General features: G+C 50.7%; 24 protein-coding genes. 13 read left to right on the plus strand and 11 right to left on the minus strand.

The window, feature by feature from the left end:
- Positions 1-169: 169 nt before the first annotated feature.
- Both coaD and coaE read right to left on the minus strand, forming a co-directional pair.
- Positions 170-1,312 (minus strand): pantetheine-phosphate adenylyltransferase, encoded by a 1,143-nt coding sequence (gene coaD, locus ACO0LD_RS03320; RefSeq protein ID WP_423003680.1) that lies wholly within the window; start codon positions 1,310-1,312, stop codon positions 170-172.
- A 2-nt stretch (positions 1,313-1,314) separates the two neighbouring features.
- A complete protein-coding gene (gene coaE / locus ACO0LD_RS03325; protein ID WP_423003682.1) occupies positions 1,315-1,953 on the minus strand; it encodes a dephospho-CoA kinase in 639 nt (212 codons plus the stop codon).
- Between the two features lie 249 nt (positions 1,954-2,202).
- Between coaE and ACO0LD_RS03330 the strand changes: the two genes are divergently transcribed.
- The 3 genes from ACO0LD_RS03330 to groL all read left to right on the plus strand — a co-directional run bounded on the left by ACO0LD_RS03330 (position 2,203) and on the right by groL (position 6,922).
- Positions 2,203-4,617, plus strand: a complete 2,415-nt coding sequence (locus ACO0LD_RS03330; RefSeq protein ID WP_423003684.1) for a phosphocholine-specific phospholipase C — start codon at positions 2,203-2,205, stop codon at positions 4,615-4,617.
- 320 nt (positions 4,618-4,937) lie between these two features.
- Positions 4,938-5,228, plus strand: a complete 291-nt coding sequence (groES, locus tag ACO0LD_RS03335; RefSeq protein WP_110257032.1) for a co-chaperone GroES — start codon at positions 4,938-4,940, stop codon at positions 5,226-5,228.
- Between the two features lie 41 nt (positions 5,229-5,269).
- Positions 5,270-6,922, plus strand: a complete 1,653-nt coding sequence (gene groL / locus ACO0LD_RS03340; RefSeq protein WP_423003686.1) for a chaperonin GroEL — start codon at positions 5,270-5,272, stop codon at positions 6,920-6,922.
- Between the two features lie 117 nt (positions 6,923-7,039).
- On the opposite strand, the gene ACO0LD_RS03345 is transcribed toward groL, so the two are convergent.
- Positions 7,040-7,435: a VOC family protein gene (locus ACO0LD_RS03345; protein WP_423003688.1), complete on the minus strand. Its 396-nt coding sequence runs from the start codon at positions 7,433-7,435 to the stop codon at positions 7,040-7,042.
- Positions 7,436-7,474: 39 nt separating this feature from the next.
- The gene (locus tag ACO0LD_RS03350; RefSeq protein WP_423003690.1) at positions 7,475-7,897 is read right to left on the minus strand and encodes a tautomerase family protein; all 423 of its coding nucleotides are present in this window, start codon (positions 7,895-7,897) and stop codon (positions 7,475-7,477) included.
- 159 nt (positions 7,898-8,056) lie between these two features.
- Here ACO0LD_RS03350 and ACO0LD_RS03355 point away from each other — a divergent pair, with 159 nt between their 5' ends.
- From ACO0LD_RS03355 to ACO0LD_RS03375, 5 genes are all read left to right on the plus strand, one after another.
- Positions 8,057-8,632: a TetR/AcrR family transcriptional regulator gene (locus ACO0LD_RS03355; RefSeq protein ID WP_423003692.1), complete on the plus strand. Its 576-nt coding sequence runs from the start codon at positions 8,057-8,059 to the stop codon at positions 8,630-8,632.
- 291 nt (positions 8,633-8,923) lie between these two features.
- On the plus strand, positions 8,924-10,906 hold the full coding sequence (locus ACO0LD_RS03360; RefSeq protein WP_423003694.1) for an OPT family oligopeptide transporter: 1,983 nt from the start codon (positions 8,924-8,926) through the stop codon (positions 10,904-10,906).
- 253 nt (positions 10,907-11,159) lie between these two features.
- Entirely contained in the window at positions 11,160-11,615 is a 456-nt protein-coding gene (locus ACO0LD_RS03365; RefSeq protein WP_423003696.1) for a nuclear transport factor 2 family protein, read from the plus strand.
- Between the two features lie 182 nt (positions 11,616-11,797).
- Positions 11,798-12,130 (plus strand): hypothetical protein, encoded by a 333-nt coding sequence (locus ACO0LD_RS03370; protein WP_423003698.1) that lies wholly within the window; start codon positions 11,798-11,800, stop codon positions 12,128-12,130.
- A gap of 50 nt (positions 12,131-12,180) precedes the next feature.
- Positions 12,181-12,723, plus strand: coding sequence for a hypothetical protein (locus tag ACO0LD_RS03375; RefSeq protein ID WP_423003700.1), 543 nt, complete (start codon positions 12,181-12,183; stop codon positions 12,721-12,723).
- A 79-nt stretch (positions 12,724-12,802) separates the two neighbouring features.
- On the opposite strand, the gene ACO0LD_RS03380 is transcribed toward ACO0LD_RS03375, so the two are convergent.
- Positions 12,803-13,423 carry a tRNA-uridine aminocarboxypropyltransferase gene (locus tag ACO0LD_RS03380; protein WP_423003702.1) on the minus strand — a complete coding sequence of 207 codons (621 nt, stop codon included), beginning with the start codon at positions 13,421-13,423 and terminating at the stop codon, positions 12,803-12,805.
- Between the two features lie 123 nt (positions 13,424-13,546).
- Between ACO0LD_RS03380 and ACO0LD_RS03385 the strand changes: the two genes are divergently transcribed.
- A complete protein-coding gene (locus ACO0LD_RS03385; protein ID WP_423003704.1) occupies positions 13,547-14,797 on the plus strand; it encodes a hypothetical protein in 1,251 nt (416 codons plus the stop codon).
- A 313-nt stretch (positions 14,798-15,110) separates the two neighbouring features.
- Here the strand turns inward: ACO0LD_RS03385 and ACO0LD_RS03390 are convergent, their stop codons facing one another.
- Positions 15,111-17,060, minus strand: coding sequence for a TonB family protein (locus tag ACO0LD_RS03390; protein WP_423003706.1), 1,950 nt, complete (start codon positions 17,058-17,060; stop codon positions 15,111-15,113).
- 191 nt (positions 17,061-17,251) lie between these two features.
- Here ACO0LD_RS03390 and ACO0LD_RS03395 point away from each other — a divergent pair, with 191 nt between their 5' ends.
- Together ACO0LD_RS03395 and ACO0LD_RS03400 are read left to right on the plus strand one after the other, a co-directional pair.
- Positions 17,252-17,806 carry a hypothetical protein gene (locus tag ACO0LD_RS03395; RefSeq protein WP_423003708.1) on the plus strand — a complete coding sequence of 185 codons (555 nt, stop codon included), beginning with the start codon at positions 17,252-17,254 and terminating at the stop codon, positions 17,804-17,806.
- A gap of 207 nt (positions 17,807-18,013) precedes the next feature.
- Entirely contained in the window at positions 18,014-18,952 is a 939-nt protein-coding gene (locus ACO0LD_RS03400; protein ID WP_423003710.1) for a 4-hydroxyproline epimerase, read from the plus strand.
- Between the two features lie 58 nt (positions 18,953-19,010).
- Here the strand turns inward: ACO0LD_RS03400 and ACO0LD_RS03405 are convergent, their stop codons facing one another.
- Both ACO0LD_RS03405 and ACO0LD_RS03410 read right to left on the minus strand, forming a co-directional pair.
- Positions 19,011-20,153, minus strand: coding sequence for an ABC transporter substrate-binding protein (locus tag ACO0LD_RS03405; protein ID WP_423003712.1), 1,143 nt, complete (start codon positions 20,151-20,153; stop codon positions 19,011-19,013).
- Positions 20,154-20,319: 166 nt separating this feature from the next.
- The gene (locus ACO0LD_RS03410) at positions 20,320-21,087 is read right to left on the minus strand and encodes a helix-turn-helix domain-containing protein (RefSeq protein ID WP_423003714.1); all 768 of its coding nucleotides are present in this window, start codon (positions 21,085-21,087) and stop codon (positions 20,320-20,322) included.
- Between the two features lie 344 nt (positions 21,088-21,431).
- On the opposite strand from ACO0LD_RS03410, the gene ACO0LD_RS03415 reads away from it, so the two are divergent.
- Positions 21,432-22,100 carry a GntR family transcriptional regulator gene (locus ACO0LD_RS03415; protein WP_162042205.1) on the plus strand — a complete coding sequence of 223 codons (669 nt, stop codon included), beginning with the start codon at positions 21,432-21,434 and terminating at the stop codon, positions 22,098-22,100.
- Positions 22,101-22,700: 600 nt separating this feature from the next.
- Complete coding sequence (locus tag ACO0LD_RS03420; RefSeq protein ID WP_423003716.1) at positions 22,701-23,132, plus strand: hypothetical protein; 432 nt, start codon at positions 22,701-22,703, stop codon at positions 23,130-23,132.
- 12 nt (positions 23,133-23,144) lie between these two features.
- Here the strand turns inward: ACO0LD_RS03420 and ACO0LD_RS03425 are convergent, their stop codons facing one another.
- The 3 genes from ACO0LD_RS03425 to ACO0LD_RS03435 form a co-directional block, all read right to left on the minus strand.
- Positions 23,145-23,930: an enoyl-CoA hydratase gene (locus tag ACO0LD_RS03425; protein WP_423003718.1), complete on the minus strand. Its 786-nt coding sequence runs from the start codon at positions 23,928-23,930 to the stop codon at positions 23,145-23,147.
- Positions 23,927-24,859: a ribosome biogenesis GTPase YlqF gene (gene ylqF / locus ACO0LD_RS03430; RefSeq protein ID WP_423003720.1), complete on the minus strand. Its 933-nt coding sequence runs from the start codon at positions 24,857-24,859 to the stop codon at positions 23,927-23,929. Before ylqF ends, ACO0LD_RS03425 begins: the two co-directional genes overlap by 4 nt.
- Positions 24,860-25,058: 199 nt before the next feature.
- Positions 25,059-25,568: a nuclear transport factor 2 family protein gene (locus ACO0LD_RS03435; RefSeq protein WP_423003722.1), complete on the minus strand. Its 510-nt coding sequence runs from the start codon at positions 25,566-25,568 to the stop codon at positions 25,059-25,061.
- Between the last annotated feature and the right edge of the window lie 6 nt (positions 25,569-25,574).

The following is a 25,574-nucleotide window of genomic DNA, read 5'->3' on the forward strand; positions in this document are numbered from 1 at the left end:
GGACAAGTACCTGTCTTAAGTTCACGCATCAAATATGGTGAATCGACAGCTTTTTACTCAGGTTCTATTTTCGCGGTTTTCAGGTGTAAAAAGTTGCTCATTCACAAAAACTCACATTTATGTGAATGATCTGATGTGTCATGAAGCCGAATACTGTTTTGCAGGCGGCCTATTTCAGCAGCGCTTTTTCTCGCCTGATATTCACGAGGGCCTGGCTGGTGTAGAGATCAGCAAACCAAGCATCGGCAAACAACTTGCCGGCTTCAGCCTGTGCTTCGAAATGGCTTAATACCCGCGCCCTGCCCGCCTGATAAGTGGCATCATCGACATGACTGTATTCAAGCCTTACGGCAGTTGCATAGGCATCATAGGTATCTGCCGCCTGGCCCAAAATCGCCAGATCAACGCCCAGCATGCCGTCCTTCAGTGGATGACTCAGGTTCGCACTCTGGAAGTGATCCGTCACGCGTATCAAGTCTGCCACTTCTTGCGCATGTTGTGAGCCCAGACTTGCCTCCAGCCACAATCTGGCACTTTGCTCTTCATTCGACAACCCGGTATGTTCGCCACCATAGACCGCGTCATGGAACCAGAAAGCCTTTTTCAATATCGCCACGTCCGACTTGTTGGCACCGGTATTGCTGGCCCATGCCGAGATTTCGCTCAAACCATGTACCAGGTGATCGAGATTATGGTAAGTCCGGCGTCCGGCACCGTAGGCATCATCGCCAGTCAGGTAATCAAACCAGTGGTCGAGTTTGGCGCTGTCGACATCATCGGCATCAATCTCGGCTTCCCACAGTTTTTGCCAGTCAGTGCGCAACCAGCTTTTGATCCAGGCGATATAGGCTGGCATGGGCATGAACTTTTTTACCGTCCAGTGCCAGCCCACCGGCCCCTGCAAGGCACGCACGAAACTGGAACTGACCGAGCCCAGGTCACGCGGTGGCATGACGAAGATAGTCTTTGCACCATCGAGTACATCGACATTGGTTTGCTGTATCAGGTTTTCATAATCGAAGTCTGAGGTATTACGTATGCCACGCACCAGATACTCTATGCCATGGCGCTTGGCAGCACGGGCAGTGTAATCCCCCTTGACGATGACGACACTGACGTTGTGCCAGCCACATTCAGCCACACTGCGCTCAATGATGTCCTTGCGTTCGGGCGCAGAAAACTGCGGCTTCTTGCCCGGGTTTTCAGAGATGAAAACCACGACTTCATCAGCCAATGCCCTGGCTTCTTGTATCACCCACAGATGACCATTGGTGATGGGATCAAGAGTGCCAGAGAATGCGATTTTTTTCATTGTTAGCTCCAGTACGACATATAAATAAGATGTTGCTGCAAGACTTGCCGGTTCAGCTCTGCGATACTGCCCTGATTGATCATCAATGCATGGGCTTGTCCCCGGAAAGCATATTCCTGTGCCTGCATACTGAAAACCTGCAGGATCTCCACTTCCGTCCAGTCAGGATTACGGTGACGTACACGCCGCAGGCGTGTTTTCTCATCTGCCTGCAGTAGCAAGACGCTATCGTACATGAAGCCATGATCTTTATCAGGCAACAATGCCGACTCCCAAATGACATAGGCTGCTGTTTGCTGGATAGTCCATTGCCACATGGCCTGTAATACATATGGCTGCAGCAAATTTCTCAGGCAACGATTTGCATGAGTATCACTGGCCAGCACTGTTCGAAGAATGCCACGTCGCAGGCAACCAACTTCTGTCAACAATTGCGGCAATACCGAGGCAATCTCCGCCAGCACAGGGTGCTGGCTGTCCTGATGTATCGCGCGCGCCACCAGATCTGCATCAATCACCGGCACACCCAGTTTAATAAATCCAGCCGCAGCGCTTGATTTGCCGCAACCCATGCTACCAGTCATCAACACCACACGAGAGTGTATGGCTTTGCCAGGCGCAGGATTAAAAATAGTATTCATGTGAAGCCCCAATATTGGTCAAACAACCAATATTGGGAGATTAATGCATTAACACTCAAACCGCAAGCTTATTTTGGTTTGACAACCAAATAATAAAGATCAATTCAGCGAATTAGGATCAGGAACATCAGCATTGCCTGATTCCCCTTTTAAACCAATGCTGTCATATTGCCGACATATTACTAATATATTTTCATACAGTAATAAGCACTGATTAAACACTAAACTTAAATGAAAAGGGGATGAGAAATGATTTCAGACAGCCGCAGAAAATTTTTGCGATTTTCAGTCGCAAGTGCTGGTGCCAGCATGTTACCCGGGGTGATACAGCAAGCCCTTGCCGTACCGGCAAACAATGTCACTGGCACATTGGCAGATGTTGGCCACGTGGTGATTTTCATGCAGGAAAACCGTTCTTTCGATCATTACTTTGGCACCCTGGCCGGTGTGCGCGGCTTTGATGATCCGCGTGCCATCAGCTTGCCGAATGGCGCTCCCGTCTGGCAGCAACCCAATCCGGCAGGCGGCAGTGTTTTACCTTTCCATTTTGACGCCAAAAACACCAGTGCCCTGTCTGTCGGCACCAATCACTCCTGGAAAGGATCGCAACAAACCTGGCAAGGCTGGGATGTCTGGGTCAGCAAAAAAACGGTGCAAACCATGGGTTATTTTGACCGTGGCGACCTGCCGTTTTATTACGCACTGGCAGATGCATTCACCATTTGCGATGCCTATCATTGCTCGATCTTTGGTGCGACCGACCCCAACCGCATGTATTCGCTGACGGGCACCAGCCAGGGCTGGTTGGGTGGCATGGGCAGCCTGTATAACGTTGATGCCAGGGACTACTACAATGCCGACCCGGCCAATGACGATGTCTCTGCCGCAGTTACATCCGGTGCGCCCAACTGGCAAACCTATGCAGAAGTGCTGGAATCCAATCAGGTCAGCTGGAAGGTGTATCAGGAATGGGATAATTACGGCGACAACTACCTCGCCTATTTCAAGAATTTCCGAGTGAATGCAGACGGCAGCAGGTTAAGCAGCAGCTCGCCGCTGTACCAGAAAGCACGCATTATGGCACCTGGTGCCAGTGTGGGTGGCAGCAAGGGTGATGGTCTGGTCAGCGCTTTTGCAGATGACGTGCGCAATAGAAGGCTACCGCAGGTATCCTGGATATGCGCACCAAATGATTACACAGAGCATTCACCCAACTCCCCCAACGCAGGTGAAAACCTGACCGCACGCTTGCTGGCTGCTCTGGTGGCTGAACCCGAGGTGTGGGCAAAGACTGTGTTCTTGCTGATGTACGACGAGAACGATGGCTTCTTCGATCATGTGCCACCTCATATCCCGCCCATCACCACCGCCATGGGCCGGTCTACGCTGGCAGACAATGGCTTCTATGAAAAATACGGCAGTGAACCTGTGGGGCTGGGTCCGCGCGTGCCCATGCTGGTAATCTCGCCCTGGAGCAAAGGTGGCAAGGTTTGCTCCCAGGTTTTTGACCATACCTCGAAGTTACGCTTTCTTGAAGAATGGCTGGTCAATGGCCTGGGCAAGGACAGGGCCGCAGTCAGTTGCAAACAGATATCGCCGTGGCGACGTACAGTCTGCGGTGATTTGACTTCTGCATTTGATTTCAAATCCCCGGATCAAAACTGGCCAACTACCGTACCAAAAACTGCAGCCTATGTACCTGTCAATGGCAAACCCTATCCTGTGCCGCCAGTCAACCAGAGCCAGCCACGCCAGGAGGCCTATCTGCAAGCACAAGGCCCGCGCCCAGCCTGCTGCCTGCCATATCTGCTGGAAGCACAGGCCAGGGCCAACAACAGCAGGCAACTGGAAGTCAGCTTCATTAATAATGGCACCGCTGGCGCTGCTTTTATTGTGTATTCAAAAGTGCGCACAGGTGGCCCCTGGCATTACACCGTTGAAGCTGGCAAGCAAATCCAGAAAGAAACCTGGAACTGGAGTACTGATACTTACCAGCTCAGCGCCTATGGCCCGAATGGTTTGATGCGCGAATGGCGCGGCAGCACCACGGCCATCATCAAGCCTGAGGTACAGGCAGCCCACGATAGCAATAGTGGCAAACTGGTGCTCACCCTGTCCAATATCGACAATGTACAGCCCTGCAATTTCACCGTCAGCGACAATGCCTATGGCAGCCTGGCAAACACCTACTCACTGGCAGGTGGCCAGAGTTTGCGACTCGAATATCCATTGATCAGCAGTTTTGGCTGGTATGACTTCAGCATCAGCAGCAGTGCCGACAGCCAGTTTTTTCGCCGGATAGCCGGTCATGTGGAAGCAGTGGGCAACAATAGTAATAACAATCGCACAGATCCTTTGATCGGCGGTCAACGCAATAGCGCTCGCCTGACTACCACCACTCCGCGCATCTCGCGCGGCAGCAATGTGGTTGCCTCCTATGCGGCATTACCAGCACAAGTCAATGCCAAAAACTGGATAGGTGTATACGCTGCCGGTGCAGTACCGGGCAATGGCAATTCACTGGAGTGGCAATATGCCAGCAATAGTCAGGGCAGCGTGACTCTCAATACCGCCAGCCTCGCCGCTGGTAATTATGCACTCTGGTATTTGTACAATGATGCCTACACCGTCTTGGCTGGACCGGTAGCATTGACGATTGTGTAACATCCAGCAGCGGTTTGCAGTGCAAAGCTGAGTAAATTAATATTTACTCAGCTGCAATACAATATCAAAAAATACATTTCAATCTACGCGAAAAACAATCCACACGGGAAAAAGCAGTCAAACACCAGTATGAAAGCACAACTTAATCACAACTAAGTTGCTGATTATTAAAGAAATATTAGTTTAGCCCTTTTTTAGCTCTTGAAAAGCCCTCCCCTCGCCCATATACTTAGCACTCGTTGAGAGAGAGTGCTAACAAAGTCTTTCTCCAGCTTAATTGAATTCCAATAGTAATTACTCGCAAATTTAAAGGAGCTAGTATGAACCTTCGTCCCCTGCATGATCGCCTGATCGTGAAACGCCTGGATCAAGAAACAAAAACCGCATCTGGTATCGTTCTGCCTGACGCTGCAGCTGAAAAGCCAGATCAAGGTGAAGTACTGGCTGTTGGTCCTGGCAAATTGCTGGACAACGGTACTGTGCGCGCCCTGGACGTTAAAGTCGGCGACCGCGTTTTGTTCGGTAAATATTCTGGTCAGGCTGTCAAAGTTGACGGCAACGAAGTTCTGGTGATGCGTGAAGAAGACATCTTCGCGGTCGTACAGAAGTAATCGACATCCACGATATCAATTAAAGAATTCGGAGAATTAATATGGCAGCTAAACAAGTAATTTTTGGTGATGACGCACGTGCGAAAATCGTCAATGGCGTCAACATCCTGGCGAACGCAGTTAAAGTCACCCTGGGCCCTAAAGGCCGTAACGTCGTTCTGGAACGCTCTTTCGGCGCGCCTACAGTCACTAAAGACGGTGTTTCTGTAGCTAAAGAAATCGAACTGAAAGACAAACTGGAAAACATGGGTGCACAACTGGTGAAAGAAGTGGCTTCCCGCACTTCTGACAACGCTGGTGACGGTACAACGACAGCGACAGTTCTGGCACAAGCCATCGTTCGCGAAGGTTTCAAATATGTAGCAGCTGGCTTCAACCCAACTGACTTGAAACGCGGTATCGACAAAGCGGTTACAGCCATCGTTGCTGAAATCAAGACTCTGTCCAAGCCAACAACAACCAACAAAGAAATCGCTCAAGTTGGTTCCATCTCTGCCAACTCCGATGCAAACATCGGCGACATCATTGCCAAGGCAATGGACAAAGTTGGCAAAGAAGGCGTGATCACTGTTGAAGACGGCAAATCCCTGGACAACGAACTCGACATCGTTGAAGGTATGCAGTTTGACCGTGGCTACCTGTCACCCTACTTCATCAACAATCCAGAAAAACAATCCGTTATCCTGGAAAACCCGTTCATCCTGTTGTTCGACAAAAAAATCTCGAACATCCGTGACCTGCTGCCAGTATTGGAACAAGTTGCAAAATCCGGCCGCCCACTGCTGATCATCGCTGAAGATGTAGACGGCGAAGCGCTGGCAACTCTGGTTGTGAACAACATCCGTGGCATCCTGAAAACTGCAGCTGTTAAAGCGCCAGGCTTCGGTGACCGTCGCAAAGCCATGCTGGAAGACATCGCTATCCTGACCGGTGGTCAAGTGATTGCTGAAGAAGTTGGCCTGACACTGGAAAAAGCAACTCTGGCTGACCTGGGTCAAGCTAAACGTATCGAAATCGGTAAAGAAAACACGACCGTGATCGATGGCGCTGGCCAGGCTGTTGGTATCGAAGCACGCGTTAAACAAATCCGCGCGCAAATCGAAGAAGCAACTTCTGACTACGACCGTGAAAAACTGCAAGAACGCGTTGCCAAACTTGCAGGCGGCGTTGCTGTGATCAAGGTTGGTGCTGCAACTGAAGTTGAAATGAAAGAGAAAAAAGCCCGCGTTGAAGATGCTCTGCACGCAACTCGCGCTGCCGTAGAAGAAGGCGTTGTTCCTGGCGGTGGCGTTGCCCTGCTGCGCGCACGTCAAGCTGCTGGCGAAATCAAAGGCGACAATCCAGATCAAGAAGCAGGTATCAAACTGGTTCTGAAAGCAATCGAAGCACCTCTGCGTGAAATCGTTGCTAACGCCGGTGGCGAACCTAGCGTTGTTGTTAACGCCATCATCAATGGCAAAGGCAACTACGGCTTCAATGCTGCCAATGACACATACGGCGACATGATAGAAATGGGTATTCTCGATCCAGCTAAAGTAACTCGCTCCGCATTGCAAAATGCAGCGTCGGTTGCTGGCCTGATCCTGACTACTGATGCTCTGGTTGCTGAATTGCCTGACGACAAATCAGGTGGCGGCATGGGCGGTGATATGGGTGGCATGGGCGGTATGGGTGGTATGGGCGGCATGATGTAATAGCTGCTAGCTACTCTCAGTAATCTAACCGAGAGTCGCATTGCTCAAAACCCCGCAACTTTCGTTGCGGGGTTTTTTATTGTCCATCACACTCTACTCTCTTCGCTAGCATCCAATTCAGGCAGCACAGTTAAACATCCACTGCACACCGAACTGGTCAGTCAGCTTGCCAAAATAATCTCCCCAGACTTGCACAGCCAACGGCGTAGTCACATTTGCGCCCTGGCTCATGAGTGCAAACAGCTGATCGGTTTGCTCACGGCTATCCATCATCAATATGTGCGCAGAACCTCGCATAGGCTCTGCATCATCATTGTCTGAGGCATAAAAAAGCACACCTGGCCCCTCGAACCTGGCATGCATGATCTTGCCGCGCATGGCCTCATTCTTCAATGGCATCCCAGCCTCACCATGACGCAGGATGTCGGTCACCCTGCCCAAGCCGCAATGCGTATAAAAATCCAGGGCCTGCTCGCATTGCATAGTAAAAAACAGATAGTTTGATTGTTGCATAGTGCTGCCTCCCGAATCGGTTTGCGTGGGCCGTTTGCTTCAGTGGAACCCTTGCTGCACAGACTCACCCATCTCGGCATTGGAATAAGCCTTGCCCGCAATACCCCAGGTGCCATCAACTGCATATGTCACGTTGACATATGTCCTTTCCCGCGGATGCGCCCCCTGCTTGAGCCTGTCTATGATGTCAGTGACCTCACTGACAAAGGCCTGCTTGACCTCGGCGGTAGGGAAAGTGACTGAGGGAACTTTCACTTCGACAACCGCCAGCGACTGCAGCTTGCCACCAGCATAGCTGCGCGCCTCCGGGCTGACGGCCAGATGGCCGACGACGTTAGGCGTCATGAACTTGTTGCCAGTCAAACCGTGCACGCGCAGTAAAGCGTCTGCAACAAGAGGGAGAACGTCACGCTCGCCCTCAAGAGTAAGAAGGTCTGTAGTAACTTGAACTGAGATAGGCATAGCTTAACTCCTTGAGCAAAATGGATGGTCGAGCCAAAGAGCAGCCCTTGACTCCCGCATCACGGACGTTATATAACGGTCGTGATGTGATGCATAATTACATAACGATCGTTATGTTGTAAAGTTTTAAATAGCATTTTTATTCTGGAGATTTTTTACATGGCACACCGGGCGGGACAAAAAGAAGAAAGCAAGGCAAAGATACTCAAAAGTGCAGGTCGTGGATTTCGCAGCCGGGGTTTTGGTGGTTCTGGCGTTGATGGGCTGGCAAAAGATGCCGCAGTAACATCGGGCGCTTTTTACACTCATTTCAAGTCGAAGGCAGATGCTTTCCGTGAGGCGGTAGTTGCCGGGCTTGAAGACCTGAAGCTGGGAGTCAACCAGGCGCGCGAGCAACTGGGCAGTGGTTGGCGCACGGCATTTATCGATTTTTACCTCGGGGAGCGTCGCACTTGTGACCTGGCCGATAGCTGCGCATTACAAAGCCTGTCGCCTGAAGTGGCGCGGGCAGAGGAAAAGACGCGGCAAGCGTATGAAACCGAATTGCTGGCCATCATAGAAACTGTGGCTGCAGGCCTGGATGGACAAGCTAATGCCAAACGCGAAGAAGCAACTGCCTTGCTGGCACTGCTGGTCGGCGGAGTCACCCTTGCCAGGGCTGTCAATGATCCTGCCATCAGCAAGGACATTGCTGCGGCAGTTCGCAAGGCAGCATTGGATTTGAACAGCCACTGACTCCCGAATTTGCATGCCAGGAATTCTGCCCCGGTCACGCCGACCGGGACAATTCAGGTCGGGGGCAGTCACGCATCGATGCCAGTTTCACTATAAATCAAATTGGAACAACAGCAAAAAGCCTTTTTTCAGCAAGCACGCTTGACAGAAAACATCTGCCGCTTGGATACTGCCGCACCTGAAAGAAAATTTTCATATTTCCGGCTCTGTGTTTCATATTTGCAATGATCTTGCGTATGAATTAACAAGCCGGGCATCATCATCAAGCAAGACAACCGCTTCGGAGAAAATATGGCGCTGCAACAATTAAGCGATGAGCAAATACGAACCTGGACCCGCGCCCAAAAGGACGAGTGGTGGTTCACCAATATCTACCGTGGTGATATGGCACAGTTGACCATACGCTCGGCATTTACTGGTTTTTTGCTTGGCGGCATATTGTCTGCAACCGCGTTATACATCGGAGCCAAAACCGGCATCACCATAGGTGTAGGCCTGACCTCGGTCATCCTGGCATTTGCGATTTTCAAGATACTTGCCAATCTGGGCCTGGCCAAAGACTTCACCATCCTTGAAAACAACTGCACACAATCCATCGCGACAGCTGCTGGCTACATGACCATGCCACTCAATACCGTGCTGTCAGCGTATATGCTGATCAGTGGCACGGTAGTCAGCTGGTGGCATTTGGTGGTGTGGATGAGTATCTGCTCCATTCTGGGTGTGCTGGTTGCCTTCCCGATGAAGCGCCGTTTTATCAATGAAGACCAGTTGCCCTTCCCTGAAGGCCGTGCCTGCGGCGTGGTGCTGGATGCCGTGTATACCGGTGAAGCAGCCAGCGGCATGTACAAGGCGCGCCTGATGGCTTTCTCTGCCATGTGGACGGCAATCTACCAGATGATCACCAGCGATGGCTGGATGAAACTCATACAGTTCAAAATCCTGCGCATGGACAAATGGGCAGGCATGACAGAAGCCTGGCATTTCCAGGAACGGTTTGACTCTTACTATTACGCCGCAGCGGTCAAATATGACATGCTGATCCCAAAAATCCTGGGTACAGATTTCCGTGCATTGGGTCTGCGTTTTACCCTCGATGCTGCCATGCTGGGCGTAGGCGGCCTGATGGGTATACGTGTCGCCAGCAGCGTCTTGCTGGGTACCATCATCAACTTCGTTTTCCTGGCACCGTGGATGATACAACGTGGCGATATCGTCGAACGCATCGCACCTAGCGGCAAACTGGTACCTATTTCACGTACCGAGATCGTCAATCAATGGGGTCTGTGGTGGGCGGTTTCGATGATGGTGGTGGCCTCCTTCATCAGCCTTGCAGCCAAGCCTGAACTGTTCACCAGCATCTTCAAAAAAGCGGATAAAAATAAAGTAGCCGACCAAACCAGCACGATACTCGACCATATTGAAGTTCCGCTCATCATCTCTTACATAGGCATCCCCATCTTCAGTATCCTGGCGGCATGGACCACGCATGAATTCTTTGGTGTGCCATGGCTGATGTCCATCATCACCCTACCGCTGGTATTCATCCTGACCATCATCTGTGCCAATGCGATGGCGCTGACATCCTGGACACCGACAGGCACGCTGTCAAAGATCACCCAGTTCAGCATGGGTGCCATCGACAGTACTAATCCAGCCAACAACCTGATACCTGCAGGCATGACGGCTGAAGTGGCATCGAATGCATCCAACCTGCTGTCCGATATCAAACCGGGCTATATGCTGGGCGCAAAACCAAGGCAGCAGGCAATAGGCCATATCATCGGCATTTTCTCTGGCGCGCTGGCTTGCGTACCGCTGTACTTCCTGCTGTTCTTGCCACCAGATGCTGATGGCATACGTTCCACCGCCACTATCGTCTCCGACAAGTTTGCCTTCCCAGGTGCGATGCAATGGAAAGGCGTGGCCGAACTGATCGCCAAAGGCTTCAGCAGCCTGCCAGCATCTGCCATCACCGGCATCATCGTCGCAGCAGTGGCAGCCACTATCATCGAACTTGCCCGCATATTCACCAAAGGCCGCTTCCCGCTGTCTGCAGTCTCCATCGGTCTGGGCGTCATCCTGCCGCCAGAATCTTGCCTGGCAATGTGGGTAGGTGCAGCGATATTCTGGTGGATGGGCAGCCGCAACAGCACTCCTGGCAGCAAAGGCCATGATTTCTGGGTAGAAGGTTGCGAACCTATCTGCGCTGGCTTGATCTCTGGTGCAGCATTGATAGGCATAGGCAATGCGATTATCAATGTGCTGATTTGATCCGACTTTGAAACATCAGGCCATGCAATGATTAGCCCCGCTTCTTGCGGGGCTTTTTTATCACTGTGAAGATTTTTCCTGAAGATAGTAACGCGAACAAATACCAGGAACCAACATGAATATACCGGGTCAAGGTAAATTGATGCACTTGCTCAGACAGGTGACTCCCGCTAAGGGGTCAACAAACATGTCATACTTTATTTCATCCCGTATTTGATCTTTTAAAAGCCGCACTTAATCAGGAACCAAAACCATGTCCCTTGTGACCCTTTTCGTCGCCGCTACCTTTTACGCCAGCCCTGGTACCAATCAACTCCCTACCACGGCCGATGCTGCGACCATAGCCGCCATCGAGGCCACTTGCTACGACTATATTGACGGCCAACTGGAAGCAGATCCCAAACGGGTAGCCCGGTCACTGCACCCCGATCTGGCCAAACGTGCCGTGATAGGCGACACGCCGGACGAACGCCTGGGCCTGCGGCGCATGTCCAAGGAAGAATTGGTCAACCTGACCAAAGCAGGCGCACTTAAAACGCCGAAAGCAGAATGGAACCGCAGCTGTACCGTCCTGGATGTCACAGATAAAGCCGCCTCAGTACGACTGGAAACGCCATGGTTTGTCGATTACTTCCACATGGGCAAATTTGAAGACCGCTGGATTATTGTGAATGCGCTTTGGTATAGTAAGCCAAAGAAAAGCAGTTAAATGAGCATGGGAGAAGTATCTGAACTATTTGCACTGGACAGATCCCAAGCATGAATTGGGTCAGTAAAATAGAAGCATCTCAGACTTGCCAAATATTGATAGCATTAACAATAATATTACACACTTAATCTGACTTGCCTTGCTTGAGAAAACCAGATTAAAACTCAAACCATAAAAAAATCATGAGTGAACAAACAGTCCTGCACATACAATTCATCGGCGACAATGATATCCCTGACATATCAAGCAAATCCGACGAAATCACCAAAATCCTTTTTGAGGACGGAATTCACAAAGATGTTTTGCAAGATCTGATTACGGCTTTTTCAAACAACGAGGCGGTTTTCAATGTACATAGTGCCTATCTGATTTCATTGATCGAAAGTGTCGCTGCATTATTTCAATCAGCATGGTTTGAAGCCAGAGGTTTGGGTGAGGAATTTCGCTATACATGGGTAGCAGAATTCAAGGAAGGCCATAAAGTGTTTACTCAAGGTCCATGGGATTATGAATAAATCATTGGCTGACTTTTAATATATCTTCTTACGCGATAAACTTCATCAATATGGGCAGCACCTACCGTTTCATTGCAGATCCGTCACAGCAATCCGAAGTTGTTGACTGGTTTCGTGCGCGCTCTACACCTCCAATAGAGGTGCAGACCGAGCGAAGTCTCATTTTATACTTTAAAGATATTGGCCCACTGACGTACCATTCAAATGGGGCGATAAACCCAAAAACTTCGCCTGTTGTTACAGTGTTTCTTCCGCGTGTACGACGTGGCGCTTTATGGACAGTAGGAGAAGTTCATTTCCTGGCGACGCCACTGCGCCAACAATACCCTGCACTGTACAAGATAAGCTCGGCCTTTTTAAAATGGCTTGCTAACCAAGAGTGTGTTTTCTCGAATAAAGATACGAACAATAAATTTGCTTACTATCTTGAAGGCTCAATAAAAAACTATGACACACCAGTATTTGCGTTCGAGTCGGGCCTTCGAGCGCTGGAGTCAGAAAATTATTTCGTGGCAGATGATGACAATGATGCGAAACTCGAACAAATTTGCAAATCTTTGCTCCTGCGTGGAGTGAAGTGCCACGATATCTAGCCAGTATCCGCAAAGTTGAAAACAAAAGGGTAAAGCCCTTTTTTAAAAATAATTTTTCGTCATGCTTATTAAGGCGTTTTCAATTTAGCCTAAACCCCATCTGCTGCCCCACAAATCCATCAAACGCCAGCAACAGCGGCTGATATTTCTCCTCATCCTGCTCCAGCTGCATCAACGCATAACAAGCTGCCTCCAGCGTCGATAATTGATCAGGCGCGTGAGCTTTGCGTATGCGGTAGTGCGAGGCTGGCATGTCTTGCAGGCTCAGGCGTGGCAGCTGTTGCAGCACGGTGTTCAGGTACAGCATCTTGCGGCTTTTGCGCCAGGTCGCGTCGATTATCACCAGCCGCATATTCGATAGCGCAAGATCTTGCAAAACAAAATCGGACGGCTCGTATTGCAAATCATCAGCATCGTTTTGCGTGGTTGCCGGATAAAGCAATACCGCCTGTTTGCCACCAGCTTGCAGCAGATTAATCAATAATTGCTCGTCAAACTGCTCGCCTTCCACCATACGTGAATCTTGCAGGCACAGATCCAGCAGGCGTGCGCTGCCCTTGGCATTGTTGACTTCCAGAGGATGTTGCAGCAGCAATACCTCCGGCGCATTGTTGATGCTGCAAACCCAGTTGCATATGCACGCGGTGGATGGGCGCAAGCATCGTGGGCAGGATTTTCTTTTGGGCTTGGGTTCTGACATGTCAACATTGTGAAGGATTGTTATTTAAGCGGCAAGCTTCAGATGGTTTCAGGCAAAGTCTTTATGGCTTCGTCTATCATGAACAGAACCTCTCATGCTTCTCTCTATCTTATTTTCTGTCTTATGAAACTCCCAACTATCCTTGCAGCAAGCCTGCTATTGGCAACCAGCGCCTGCGGTGGAGGCGGTGGCTCTACTGCGGCAACTACCACAGGCAGCACCACGACCACAGGAACCACGACGGGTACAAGCACCGGAACTACTACAGGTACAACGACCGGTACTGGAACCACCACCGGCACCACCACCGGTACCACGGTCGTCACACTTGAAAAGAAAGCCGCTACACTGGCGGCCAGGCTGGGCAAGTCCACACGCTTTCTGGTCGGCCTTGGCAGTGCCGATCTGGCTGACATACAAAAGCAGGGTATTACCCCGGACATCTATGACCAATATCTGGTTGGTGTAGGTGCAGGCTCATGGCCAACATGGAACAGCCCTTCTGGCGCATACGTGCAAATCGTTGCACAAAATGCCGACAAACTGGGCGCTATCCCCATGTTCACTTTGTACCAGATGGCCAGCAATGGGGACGGCAATCTGAGTGGCTTGACCAATACGACTTTCATGAAAGGCTATTGGGACAATGTACGCCTGATGTTCCAGCAAATCAAAGCTTACGGCAAACCCGTGCTGGTGAATTTTGAGCCAGACTTTTGGGGTTATACCCAAAGGATATCCAACAACGCCGACCCTGCCACCGTGCCTGCGCAAGTCAACAGCAATCCTGATTGCAGCAACCAACCGAATAGTGTCGCCGGCATCAGCCAATGCCTGATGCAAATGGCGAGAGCAATTGCACCAAATGCTTACGTTGGTTTTCCCCCTGCCCTGTTTGAAGACCTGCACTCAACTGCCATGTCTTATATGCTGAAGCTGGGTGCAGACAAGGCAGACTTCATCGTCATGCAAACCCTGGACAGGGATGCCGGTTGTTTTGAAACCGTACCGCAAGTGTCTTATTGCTCACGTACAGGCACAGGATGGTACTGGGATGAATCCAATCTGAGTTCGCCTAATTTCAAAGACCATTTCGCGCTGGCCAAAACCTATTACCAGGGCTTGCAATTACCTGTACTGTGGTGGCAAACGCCGCTGGGCGTACCATCCACACAGCTAGGCGGCTCTGCAGGTAAATACCGCGACAACAAGGTACGCTATTTCCTGACGCATGCATCGGAAATGGTCGCCGTTGGTGGCATAGGTGCGGTGTTCAGTACCGGGGAAGTCAACCAGACTTCCATCAATACCGACGGTGGGCAGTTCAAGACTTATTCGACCAGCTATCTGGCAAAGCCTGCTGCTTTACCCTGACAATAAAAAGCCAGCTCCTGATCAGAAGCTGGCTTTTTAAATGATTACAAGACCGCAGAATAAAATCATGCATTTCGCCCGCATCTATTCTTCAGCGCTCACTTTGGTGTATGGTCGCCACACTGGTGCTCAATAATTCTGCCAGCTTTGTATCCCTGCTTGCCTGCATGATCCTGGGAGCTGGAACCAAGGCACTCAAGCTGATCAGTGCAATGAATACAATTGAATAGTATTGAATTTTGTCATTATGAAGATTGATCTTCCCTGCCCTAACATGGAGGGAAAATTCTAGCCGGTGGGTTAGCTCAAACATCTAACGCAGTTCTTCTACCAGTCTCAGATTATCTTCAAAATTCCAGATGCGACGTATTTCTATGACGTCGTACTGTGCCGCGATATTTGGCGGGAAGGCAGCATATTTTGCGTTGACGCGCACAATGCGGCGCACTGCCTCGTCGATGTCGGCACGTCCACTGGATCGCAGTATGGTGATTTCTTCCACGCTGCCATCACTACGTATGGAAACAACGACAACCGGGTCACCGCGTGCCCTGTCCTTGGACACTTGTGAATAATTCAAATTGCCATTGCGTTCAATTTTTTGCTTCCAGCTATCGATATACAGACGCAAGGGTACGTCTCTGTCCTGGCTACCAAACAGGCTGCGGCGACGTGGTCTTTCATCCACGTCATTGCGTGGCAAAGGTGGCGTGCCGCGCAAGATATCGAGCCCGCGCGCCTGGTCCCTGGCCTTGCTTGCGAGATCACCACCGAGGGTATTTTTAGGCAAGCTGAACGGGTCGGATTTACTGCCCTGACTGTTGCCATTACCTGGCGTATTGGCACCGGCATTATTTTGCTGCCCGGTATTTGGACCCTGGCTGATGCCAGTGCTTGCGGTCTGATTATTGGCGGCGGCCTGAGCTGCAGCTTTGGCAGCGGCAGCCGCTTGTGCTTGTGCTTGTGCTTGTGCCTGCGCCTGTGCTTGTGCCTGTGCCTGGGCACGTTGCTCATCTGCTTTTTGTTTTGCCGCCAGCTCTTCAGATTTCAGTTTGGCTAACTGCTCTTCATTTTTTTGTCTGGCGACTATTTCTTCTTGTTGCTTCTGACGTGCTGCTGCCTGTTGGCGCTGTTCTTCCTGCTTGCGTTTTTCTGCTTCAAGCGCAACTTGCTGTTCTTTTTCTTTTAGCTGTTGTTGTTCCCTGGCTTGTTGCTGTTCTTTCTGCGCCTGTGCCAGCTGCTGTGCCTTTTGCTGTCTTTCTTCTTCCTGGCGCTTGTTGTCGTCCTGGCGTTTTTGGTCTGCTACCTTGATTTCTTCTGCCTGGGCTGCTTCGCGCTGGGCGCGGCGGTTTTGTTCCTCTGCTTCCAGTTGCTTTTGCAGGGCTAAGGCCGCTGCCGCTTGACGGCTGGCTTCATCGGCTAGTTTGCGGTTTTCTTCGTCAAACTGTTTGCTCAATTGCTGGAGTTCGGCCTTGCCATTGGTGCTGGCCTGTTGTGCCAATTCATCTGCCTGCTTGCGCATCAGTTCTTCGCGTTTTTTACGTCTTTGTTCTTTTGCCTGCTCTTTGGCGGCTTTTTCTTGCGGAGTTTCCTGCTCTACACCTTCTTGCGCTATGTTGTCATATTGCTTTTTAGGATCCGGCTCTGCATCAGCTTTTTTAGGGAGATCGTCAGGATTAGGTACCGCCATGGAAAAGCTGTCTTCACGTGCAACGTCCTGGGTAATCACGCGTGCCACATCAGGTGCCATGACCTTGCGCTGTTGCGCTACTGGCGGTGCGGTATTGGTTTTGACTTTTTGCACGGCACGCGGCTTGCTGGCTACCTTGGTTTGTACTGGCGTGGGTGCAGGTGCGGCCTTTTGTGGTGCAACCAGGCGTATACCGGAATTGGCTGCCTTGCTTTCAGCCTTTGCTGTGGCGCCGCTTTCTTTCACGCTGGCTGCGGCGACTGTGGATGCAGGCGCAGGATCAGTCTTGGGCGTGATTTCCTTGACTGGCGCTATAGGCGAAATAGGGGTAATGGGTGCAGACGCTTCTGTAGCAGCGGCGCTGGCAGTAACAGGCTTGTCATTACTGGCTGGCGCTGCATTGGCGATCTGTACCGTGATTTCTGGTGACTCTGCCCTGCGCTTGTTCCAGGGGGCTTCCAGCCCCGGCATACCCAGGCCAGGCAAACCAAACTGCAGCGACAGAATAAATATATGCACGGCGATAGAGATGAGCAAACCGCCGGTCAGGCGCTGCTTGATCTCTTTGGGCATGGCATTTTCAGTTTGGGCTGGATACAGATTCATGCAACAAGTTTAATTTTTTCTCAGGTCCGACTGATTATCACTGATTATCGCATGGTCAAAACACGAAACGTACTTTACCATCTGTATGCATCAAAAAAGTGCTTCAACATGAGAAATTCACGACCTGAGTTTGATGACCCACCAAAAAGGAGTTACAGATGAACCCCAGCCTGCGCATTTTCGCCGCCTCTGCCCTCCTTGCCATGGGTACTCCCGCAATGGCAGAAGTTGTCAATATAAGTAGCAATGGTTTCCAGATACGTCATGAAGTATTACTGAATATACCACCTGAAGAAGCCTATGAACTTCTAGTCAATGTTGGCAACTGGTGGAACCCTTCACACACTTATACGCATAACACCAAGAACCTGAGTATAGATGCCCGGCCCGGTGGCTGTTTTTGTGAAAAATACCCTGGCGGCGGCGGGGTACAGCATATGAGCGTAGTACATGCTGCCCCTGGCAAAGCCTTGCGCATGTCAGGCGCACTCGGCCCCTTGCAGGCACATGGCCTGGCTGGCAGCATGAGTTGGGATTTTATCCCGCAAAAAAAGAATGAGAGCAGCCCGGCTCTGAGTAAACTTGTGCTGACCTATAGCGTAGGTGGTTACATGCTGGGCGGCTTTGAAAAAATAGGCCCTATGGCGAATGACATGCTGGGCGAACAAATCACACGCTATAAGAATTTCGCAAATACGGGCAAGGTAGATTGAGCGCTAAATCAGCTCTCTGGATATGGCAAGATTGCCAATATGACTATGCTGATTTCGTCGAACACCTGCTGAATTTGTGTCAAGACAAATTCAGCAGTTTTGCCTAAGCTGACGCCAGTATTTACCCATGATGAATCAGGTTTTCCTTTACCTGGAACTGCCTGATTCGGCAAACTTCAGCAAACATATTCCCACACTGGCAAAAACATGAAAAAAATCTCGGTCATTGATTCACATACTGGCGGTGAACCTACGCGCATTATTGTTGACGGCGGCCCTGACCTGGGCACGGGTGACCTGGCTGCACGTTTACAGGTGTTTCGCGAAAAATTTGATCATTATCGCTCGGCCACAGTTTGCGAACCACGTGGTTCGGATGTCATTGTCGGGGCACTCGCTTGTGCGCCGCATGATCCATCCTGCGCGGCTGGCGTGATTTTTTTCAATAATGTCGGTTATCTGGGCATGTGCGGCCATGGCATGATAGGTTTCATCGTCACCCTGGCCTATCAGGGCCAGATCAAGGCAGGCAAGCACAAGATAGAAACCCCGGTAGGTATCGTGGAAGCAGAGCTGCATGCCGACAACACAGTGACGGTGCACAATGTGCCCGCCTACCGCTATCGCCAGGCAGTGCAAATCGATGTCGCCGGACATGGGCAAGTCAGTGGTGATATCGCCTGGGGTGGTAACTGGTTCTTTTTGATCAACCAGCATGGGCAAGACTTGCGCTTGTCGAATGTTGAGCAACTGACAGACTTTAGCTGGCGCGTCCGAAAAGCACTTGAAGCACAAGGTATCACTGGCGAAAACGGCGCATTGATCGATCATGTGGAATTATTTGGTCCACCCATGTCAGCCGACAACCAGAGCCAGAACTTTGTGCTGTGTCCCGGCAAAGCCTATGACAGATCGCCATGCGGCACCGGCACCAGTGCCAAACTGGCTTGCCTGGCAGCGGATAAAAAACTGGAAGAAGGCCAGGTCTGGCGTCAGGAAAGCATACTCGGCAGTGTCTTTGAAGCCAGCTATCGCTATGCAGGAGATGGCAAGGTCTTGCCCAGTCTGCGGGGTAGCGCCTTTGTCAATGCTGAAGCGCAGTTATTGCTGGATGAACGCGACCCTTTTGTTTGGGGTATACGCTAAACAGTTTGCAGCTTGATCCCCTGCAAGGATCAAGCTTGCACATTCAGGATTTACATCATCAACGTAAAAAACGCCCGTCTTTCGACACTACGGTCAGTTCAGCATAGTCGGAACCCTGGTGGTTATTTTTGCCAAAGTTAACGATGAAGCCATCAAAGTCGGTGCGGCCCATGCCTTCCAGTGCAGTGATCAAGCGTTCGCTGTTGACATCCTTGCCCGCCCGCTTGATGGCTTCGACAAACACCTTGGCATCCAGAAAACCTTCTATACCCAGATAGGAATATTCCTTGACGCCCATCTTGCTCATGACTTTCTGGTAGTCACGCACCAGCGTGGTCGTAGCAGAAAACGGGAAAGGCAATACCTGGGAAATGATGACGCCTACACCATCCTTGCCCAGCGCATTGATACCCGCCTGCGATGCCAGTACCGACAGGGCAAAATACTGCATGCCCTTGACCTTTTTGTTATACGCCAGGATGAAGTCACTGGAAGCTTTGCCGGCAGTGATCAGGATAATGGATTGGACGTCAGCAGCTTCCATTGCACTGACCGCTTTATCCAGATCAGACGAATCGCTATTGATGCTGACGGTAGATGTCAGTTTCAACTGGCGCTTGCTGGCAGCCTGCTCTATGCCTGCCAGGCCTTCCTTGCCGAAGGCATTGTTCTGAACCACCACGCCTACTTTTTTGATGCCGCGTACACTCAGGTGATCAATGATTTTTTCGGTCTCGGTGACATAGCCAGCACGGATATTAAAGATGCGGCGGTTAAATGGCTTGCGCACCACCTCGGCCCCAGTCACTGGTGCAAAACTGACGATGCCCGCTTCATCCAGCAAGGGTATCAACGCTGTATTGGCGGGTGTGCCCAGCATGCCAAACAAGGCGACGGCTTTTTCTTTTTCTATTAATTGTTTCGCATTGGCGATGGATTTAGTGGCGTCGTAGGCATCATCCAGGATGACCAGCCGTATCTTGCGGCCATTCACGCCGCCTTGTGAATTGATATAGTCAAAATAGGCTTTGGCGCCAGTGGAATGAGCAACACCCAGTTCAGCCAGAGTCCCAGTCAAAGCAGTCGATTGGCCAATGACGATGTCATTCGCATCTGCATGGGCACTCACACTACAGCACAGCATCAAATTGACGAGCAAAAGCCTGACCATCGCTTTACAGCGATTTAATTTTACAAACATAGTGTCTCCAGTGTTTTCTTTCCTCCTGTGCAAGATGCCAGGAGGTGTTTTGGTTTTATGCCTGACAGAATTTCTGTAAAGCATTGCCCAAAGAATAAAACACATCCCTGTCAAAGATTGTCGTTTGGATGACTATTGAATTGCAAATAGGAAACTTTTCCAGTATTTAGCTTCGTACCACGACGTCGCGATATTCACTGGGTGTCATGCCGACCGTCGCCTTAAAGATACGGGAGAACGCACTGTGGTCCTGATAACCACAGGCTACGGCAATATCTGTAATGCTTAATTGCGACTCAGCCAGCAAGGAAGAAGCGGCATCCAGGCGGATCTTGACCATCATCTGCCTTGGTGTAAGGGAAAATATCTTGTGAAAATTGCGTTCGAGTTGCGCCACCGACAAACCCGTCAGCTTGACCAGGTCAGCCATGGCAATGGTTTGCGTATAGTTTTGATGCAGATGCTTTACCGCTGCGGCAATCTTGGCATATACAGGATGACGCTGGTCAGGCATGGCCAGGTCACGTGAAATGCCGGTCATGCCTATGATTTGATGGCGAGTATCACGCAAAGGGATTTTTTGCGTCAGGCACCAGCCTGGCGAACGGTTAGGGTAAAGATGCAATTCCAGTTGATCATGGATTTCTTTTCTACCACTCAAGACCAGCGCATCTTGTGTTGCATAACTGGTTGCCAGTGAGGATGGAAATACTTCTTCCGCCTTTTTACCTAACAAGGCCTCTTTATCCCTGACACCACAACGTCTCGCTAACGTATGGTTCACCACCAGATAACGTCCCTCATTATCCTTGACGAAAAACACGATATCCGGCATGGCATCGAACAGGCTTTCAGAAAAAAAAACATTCGCCATCTGGCTGGCCATTTGCTGACGTTTTTCCTGAGCGGGAAAGGGGGTGGCTGGCAGCGTCAATTGATCAACTCCATAAACAAAGGGGGCGAGAAAAGGGAGAAACAGGGATGAAAAATATTATGTTGCAATTAATCTAATTTATAAATATATTTAAATTATATTAGAAATGTGCAGCTTATCTCAAAATCCAGTCTAAAATCTACACCTATGCCGATTTCTGCGCAAATCATCAGCAAATAAGGACAGTCCGTGGCAAAATTAGAGACAGGAATATATTGCCATCCATCAAAAAACTGCATTAGTTATAGAAAAACACGCAGAATTTGATAAGTTCAACCTTTTACAAGGTAAAATTCGTACACGAATAGGTAAAATCCATACAAAATACAGAACATGGATATCTGATGCTTGCTACTCCCGAAAAAACACCCGCTTTTGCCCCCAAGCTGCGCGCTGCCGACGTTGCCTATGACGCTATAGAAAGCATGATCGTCACGCTGCAGTTAAAACCCGGCTCCCCGGTAGTCGAGTCTGAACTGGTAGAAAGAACCGGTCTTGGCCGCACACCGCTGCGCGAAGCCCTGATGCGCATGTCATCAAACGGCCTGATACAGCAAATGCCCAGACGTGGCCTGATCATCAGCGACATCGAAGCCGCCGAGCACATGACGCTGATAGAAACCCGCCGCGTCATTGAACGCCTGATCGGTGCCAGTGCCGCCCGCCGCGCCACGCCGCAACACCGCAAAGACATCATAGAATGCGCCGACAAAATGCTGGTCGCCGCCAAACGCAATGACCTCAACGACTACATGGCAGCCGACCAGGCCCTCGACCACGTAGTCCACGAAGCCTGCCGCAACCCCTCAGCCGTCGCCGCCGTCATCCCCCTCATCATCAAATGCCGCCGTTTCTGGTACGCCTTCCAGCACGAAGGCGACATAGAAGAAGGCGCCCGCTGCCACATGCTGGTCGCCAAGGCAATTGCCAAAGGCAATGAAGAGCAGGCAGCCAAGGCGGCTGATGGTTTAATGGATTACCTGGAGTCGTTTGCGCGTAAGGTGATTGGGTAGGCGAGGTGTTTGGGGTTTTAGAAAGCCTCATTGACTACAAGCCAAAGAATATTCTCCAAGGTCGCAGCGACGTCGAAGTTGGGGTTGGTTTTGACTTTCCGCAGTTCCCATGTGTCGACGCCGTTTGTGCAGTACAGAAAATGGATTAAGAAATGCCCGTGTCTGAGGTGTAGCTGGGGTTTCGAGATGCATGCATCTCGCCAGCGTAACGGCAATCGCTTGCAAGCGATTGTGCGCCCTGCCAGGGTAGCGAGTTTCGGGCATTTCCCATTTTTTGTATTGCACAAACGGGTACCCCGCAGGGGCGACGACGCCTGGGTCGCCTTTTTGGCATCCCTTTTTGGCGAAGCAAAAAGGGATGTAGCTGCCGGTCTACCACCGGCCTGCGATCTCAAATGACGAATGCAGGTATTGAAAAGCCGGATGAGTAAATCACTTAACGGCCTACTACAAACGCCACTGGATTCCTGCCAAAAGCACGCAGGAATGACGTTAAAGAGATTACGGCTCAATGGCAGCAAACCATGCTATTCAAGAATGGCATAAAACACGCCCAATTGTGCCCAATTCTTCAGCAGCTAAGAGTATAATCTTGCCCCTATGGCATTCCACCCTTTTATTTCCAAACCCAACACCCAAGCGATCGCCCTGTCGACCGTCGTGTATGGTTTGCTGTATTTCGTGTTTATTGCGCTGCTGAAGGCATCAATGGCACCGGCAACACTGGTGAATACGGATACCGGCTTATGGGGGAACCAGCTGTTCATGGCCATCTTTGGTTTTGCCCAGTATGTGGTGCCTGGCTTGCTGGTGGGATATCTGGCTGAAAAGTCGCCTATGATGCACGGGTATTTGTTGGGTATTGCCACCACGGCGCTGGTATATACCTATGCCAGTTTTGCCTATAGCGACAACCCTGCCCAACTGCCCACCTCATATACCGTCTTGTATACCTGCTTTGTAGCTGGCGTCTGGTGCTCACTCGGTGCGGTCATTGCTGACCATCTCAGAACGCATAAGCCAGAGCCATAATCAAGACAATAATCACGACCAGTCAGGTCTGCGTTTTTCAAGAAAAGCCTGCACACCTTCTTGCGCAGCATCATCCAGCATATTGCAAGCCATGGTTTGTCCGGCGAGTTGATATGCTGCTTCAACACCCATTTCCAGCTGTTTGTAGAATAACTGCTTGCCCATGCTGATGGCCAGCGCAGGCTTGGCAACGATGCTGGCGGCCAGTTCTGCGACGCAGGTATCGAGTTGCTCAGGGTTGACGACGCGATTGACGAGACCGCGCTGCATTGCTGTCCGCGCATCAATGAAATCACCGGTCAGCAGCATTTCCATGGCTTGTTTACGTGAGACATTGCGTGACAAGGCAACTGCAGGTGTAGAACAGAACAAGCCGACATTGACGCCTGACACGGCAAAACTGGCATTCTCGCTGGCCACAGCCAGATCACACATGCCGACCAACTGACAACCGGCTGCTGTCGCCAGGCCCTGCACGCGGGCGATGACAGGTTGAGGCAGCTTTTGGATAGTCAGCATGAGCTTGCTGCATTGCTGGAACAGGCTCTTGTAATAGGCTTCAGATGGATGGACCTGCATTTGCCTGAGGTCATGTCCAGCGCAAAATGCCTTGCCAGCAGCAGCCAGCACAACTACCCGCACGCTTTCGTCAGTAGCAATGGTCTTGAATTCAGCCTGCAAGGCTGCCAGCATTTCTTCTGACAAGGGATTGAAGCGTTCGCCACGATTCATTGTCAGGGTGGTGACGCCCGCTACATCACCACGTAGCACAAACGGCACATCTGCCGGAAGACTCATTCTGCATCTTCCTGTTCTGGTTCCATGCCAGTCTGCACGCTCTTGCCCTGCCCCAGCAAAATAGGCGGTACATAGGTCGCCAGTAAATGCTCGCGGCTGGCCGGGGTTTCCAGGCTGACACGTCCCAAGGCACCACTGCGGTAATCAAGCAACAGGGTGTGGGAAGCTTTTTCATAATCCCAGTCGCCACCTTTGAGCTTATAGCCACGTTTTTTGGCCACGCCCTCAATGACAGAAACGGCATCTATGCCTTCGACTGGAAAGCCGTAGCGAGCAGTGATGAATTTTGGATAATGAATCAGTAATTGCTCTGCCAGAAAAGTCGCGATTTCTTCCTCGATCAGCGCATTCACGCCGACAGCATGGCTGGCTGCCAGCATCAGGCCATCAGTAGGATGTTCTATCTTGGGCCAGAGCATGCCGGGGGTGTCGGTCAAAATCATGTTCTTGCCCAGATACAAGCGCTGCTGGGTCTTGGTCACAGCGGGTTCATCACCGACATTGGCAACACGTTTTTTGAGCAGGGCATTCATCAAGGTCGATTTGCCGACATTGGGTATGCCCATGATCATCATGCGCAAAGGCTTGGTGGGCACGCCGCGATGCGGTGCCAGCTTCAGGGCCAGACCTGGCACTTTGGCGACATCAGACGGTTTTTTGCAACTCAGGGCGACGGCGAACACGCCCTTCTGGGCGTTATAAAAATCCAGCCAGGCCTTGGTGGCATTGGGATCAGCCAGGTCAGACTTGTTCAGTATCTTCAGGCAAGGACGTTGGCGGAAGTTGCGCAGCGACTCTACCATGGGGTTGCAAGAGGCTTGTGGAATGCGGGCATCCTGCACTTCTATCACCAGGTCGGTGTTTTCCATGGTTTCCGCCGCCTTCTTGCGGGCGGCGTTCATGTGGCCGGGGAACCATTGTATGGACATGCTTATTCTTCTTTTTAGCAAAAACAAAGCGATATTGTACGGAACTCTGCCCTGCTTGCGCCGGATTTTGCTTTGCACGCCTTAAAACTAAGCTATTACAAGGCTATTTACTCTGATCCAACATTCAATTTTGCCAAGTTAACATGTCTGATTGCTCAAAATGTTTATCATTTACTTATCAGGAAGGTTTTAACAGGCATCATTTTTTTTGTACTTGCTCAACTTGCTTTTCATCGAGTTTCTTGACCCCTGCTGCGAGATAGTCAGTCAATTCATTCGGTACCGTCAACGATAGCTGATAATGCCGGATTTCAAAGCCTTTTGCAGTTTGCTCTATCACGCCCGTGGCCTGGCAAATACCCATCTGGGTTTGGAGTTGCTCATCAAACCATATCCACTTGCGGTCTTCCGACATACTGATATGGCGGTTAAAGGATGTAAATGCCCAGGCAGACGGACGCTCGAAAAAGCGCTTGGCCCAGATTTTGAACTCATCCCGGGTCCAGCGCTCGGTCTTGTCAGTACCTATATAAATACCATCTTTTGCCATCTTGTCGAAATACTGCAGCCGCGCATGGGCGGCATCGTCATGCCATTCATCAATGAACTGGGCAACTTTGCTCGTGACGCTTGCAATATCGTCTGCTGCATGAACCAGCGTCGTCTGCATGGCCCATGCAGCCAACAAGGCACTCAGTGTCTTTTTCATTTTCAT

The sequence above is a fragment of the Undibacterium sp. Ji83W genome (genome assembly GCF_049340385.1).
GTDB lineage: Bacteria > Pseudomonadota > Gammaproteobacteria > Burkholderiales > Burkholderiaceae_D > Undibacterium.

What these genes read in the sequence shown, in the direction of transcription:
- ACO0LD_RS03405 (WP_423003712.1), bottom strand. Translation starts at nt 20,153, where the DNA reads ATGTTTGTAAAATTAAATCGCTGTAAAGCGATGGTCAGGCTTTTGCTC.
- ACO0LD_RS03355 (WP_423003692.1), top strand. Translation starts at nt 8,057, where the DNA reads ATGGCACACCGGGCGGGACAAAAAGAAGAAAGCAAGGCAAAGATACTC.
- groL (WP_423003686.1), top strand. Translation starts at nt 5,270, where the DNA reads ATGGCAGCTAAACAAGTAATTTTTGGTGATGACGCACGTGCGAAAATC.
- ACO0LD_RS03425 (WP_423003718.1), bottom strand. Translation starts at nt 23,930, where the DNA reads ATGAGTCTTCCGGCAGATGTGCCGTTTGTGCTACGTGGTGATGTAGCG.
- ACO0LD_RS03380 (WP_423003702.1), bottom strand. Translation starts at nt 13,423, where the DNA reads ATGTCAGAACCCAAGCCCAAAAGAAAATCCTGCCCACGATGCTTGCGC.
- ACO0LD_RS03385 (WP_423003704.1), top strand. Translation starts at nt 13,547, where the DNA reads ATGAAACTCCCAACTATCCTTGCAGCAAGCCTGCTATTGGCAACCAGC.
- ACO0LD_RS03345 (WP_423003688.1), bottom strand. Translation starts at nt 7,435, where the DNA reads ATGCAACAATCAAACTATCTGTTTTTTACTATGCAATGCGAGCAGGCC.
- ACO0LD_RS03375 (WP_423003700.1), top strand. Translation starts at nt 12,181, where the DNA reads ATGGGCAGCACCTACCGTTTCATTGCAGATCCGTCACAGCAATCCGAA.
- ACO0LD_RS03415 (WP_162042205.1), top strand. Translation starts at nt 21,432, where the DNA reads ATGCTTGCTACTCCCGAAAAAACACCCGCTTTTGCCCCCAAGCTGCGC.
- ACO0LD_RS03365 (WP_423003696.1), top strand. Translation starts at nt 11,160, where the DNA reads ATGTCCCTTGTGACCCTTTTCGTCGCCGCTACCTTTTACGCCAGCCCT.
- ACO0LD_RS03420 (WP_423003716.1), top strand. Translation starts at nt 22,701, where the DNA reads ATGGCATTCCACCCTTTTATTTCCAAACCCAACACCCAAGCGATCGCC.
- ACO0LD_RS03360 (WP_423003694.1), top strand. Translation starts at nt 8,924, where the DNA reads ATGGCGCTGCAACAATTAAGCGATGAGCAAATACGAACCTGGACCCGC.
- ACO0LD_RS03330 (WP_423003684.1), top strand. Translation starts at nt 2,203, where the DNA reads ATGATTTCAGACAGCCGCAGAAAATTTTTGCGATTTTCAGTCGCAAGT.
- ylqF (WP_423003720.1), bottom strand. Translation starts at nt 24,859, where the DNA reads ATGTCCATACAATGGTTCCCCGGCCACATGAACGCCGCCCGCAAGAAG.
- ACO0LD_RS03370 (WP_423003698.1), top strand. Translation starts at nt 11,798, where the DNA reads ATGAGTGAACAAACAGTCCTGCACATACAATTCATCGGCGACAATGAT.
- groES (WP_110257032.1), top strand. Translation starts at nt 4,938, where the DNA reads ATGAACCTTCGTCCCCTGCATGATCGCCTGATCGTGAAACGCCTGGAT.
- ACO0LD_RS03435 (WP_423003722.1), bottom strand. Translation starts at nt 25,568, where the DNA reads ATGAAAAAGACACTGAGTGCCTTGTTGGCTGCATGGGCCATGCAGACG.
- coaE (WP_423003682.1), bottom strand. Translation starts at nt 1,953, where the DNA reads ATGAATACTATTTTTAATCCTGCGCCTGGCAAAGCCATACACTCTCGT.
- ACO0LD_RS03390 (WP_423003706.1), bottom strand. Translation starts at nt 17,060, where the DNA reads ATGCCCAAAGAGATCAAGCAGCGCCTGACCGGCGGTTTGCTCATCTCT.
- ACO0LD_RS03400 (WP_423003710.1), top strand. Translation starts at nt 18,014, where the DNA reads ATGAAAAAAATCTCGGTCATTGATTCACATACTGGCGGTGAACCTACG.
- ACO0LD_RS03395 (WP_423003708.1), top strand. Translation starts at nt 17,252, where the DNA reads ATGAACCCCAGCCTGCGCATTTTCGCCGCCTCTGCCCTCCTTGCCATG.
- coaD (WP_423003680.1), bottom strand. Translation starts at nt 1,312, where the DNA reads ATGAAAAAAATCGCATTCTCTGGCACTCTTGATCCCATCACCAATGGT.
- ACO0LD_RS03350 (WP_423003690.1), bottom strand. Translation starts at nt 7,897, where the DNA reads ATGCCTATCTCAGTTCAAGTTACTACAGACCTTCTTACTCTTGAGGGC.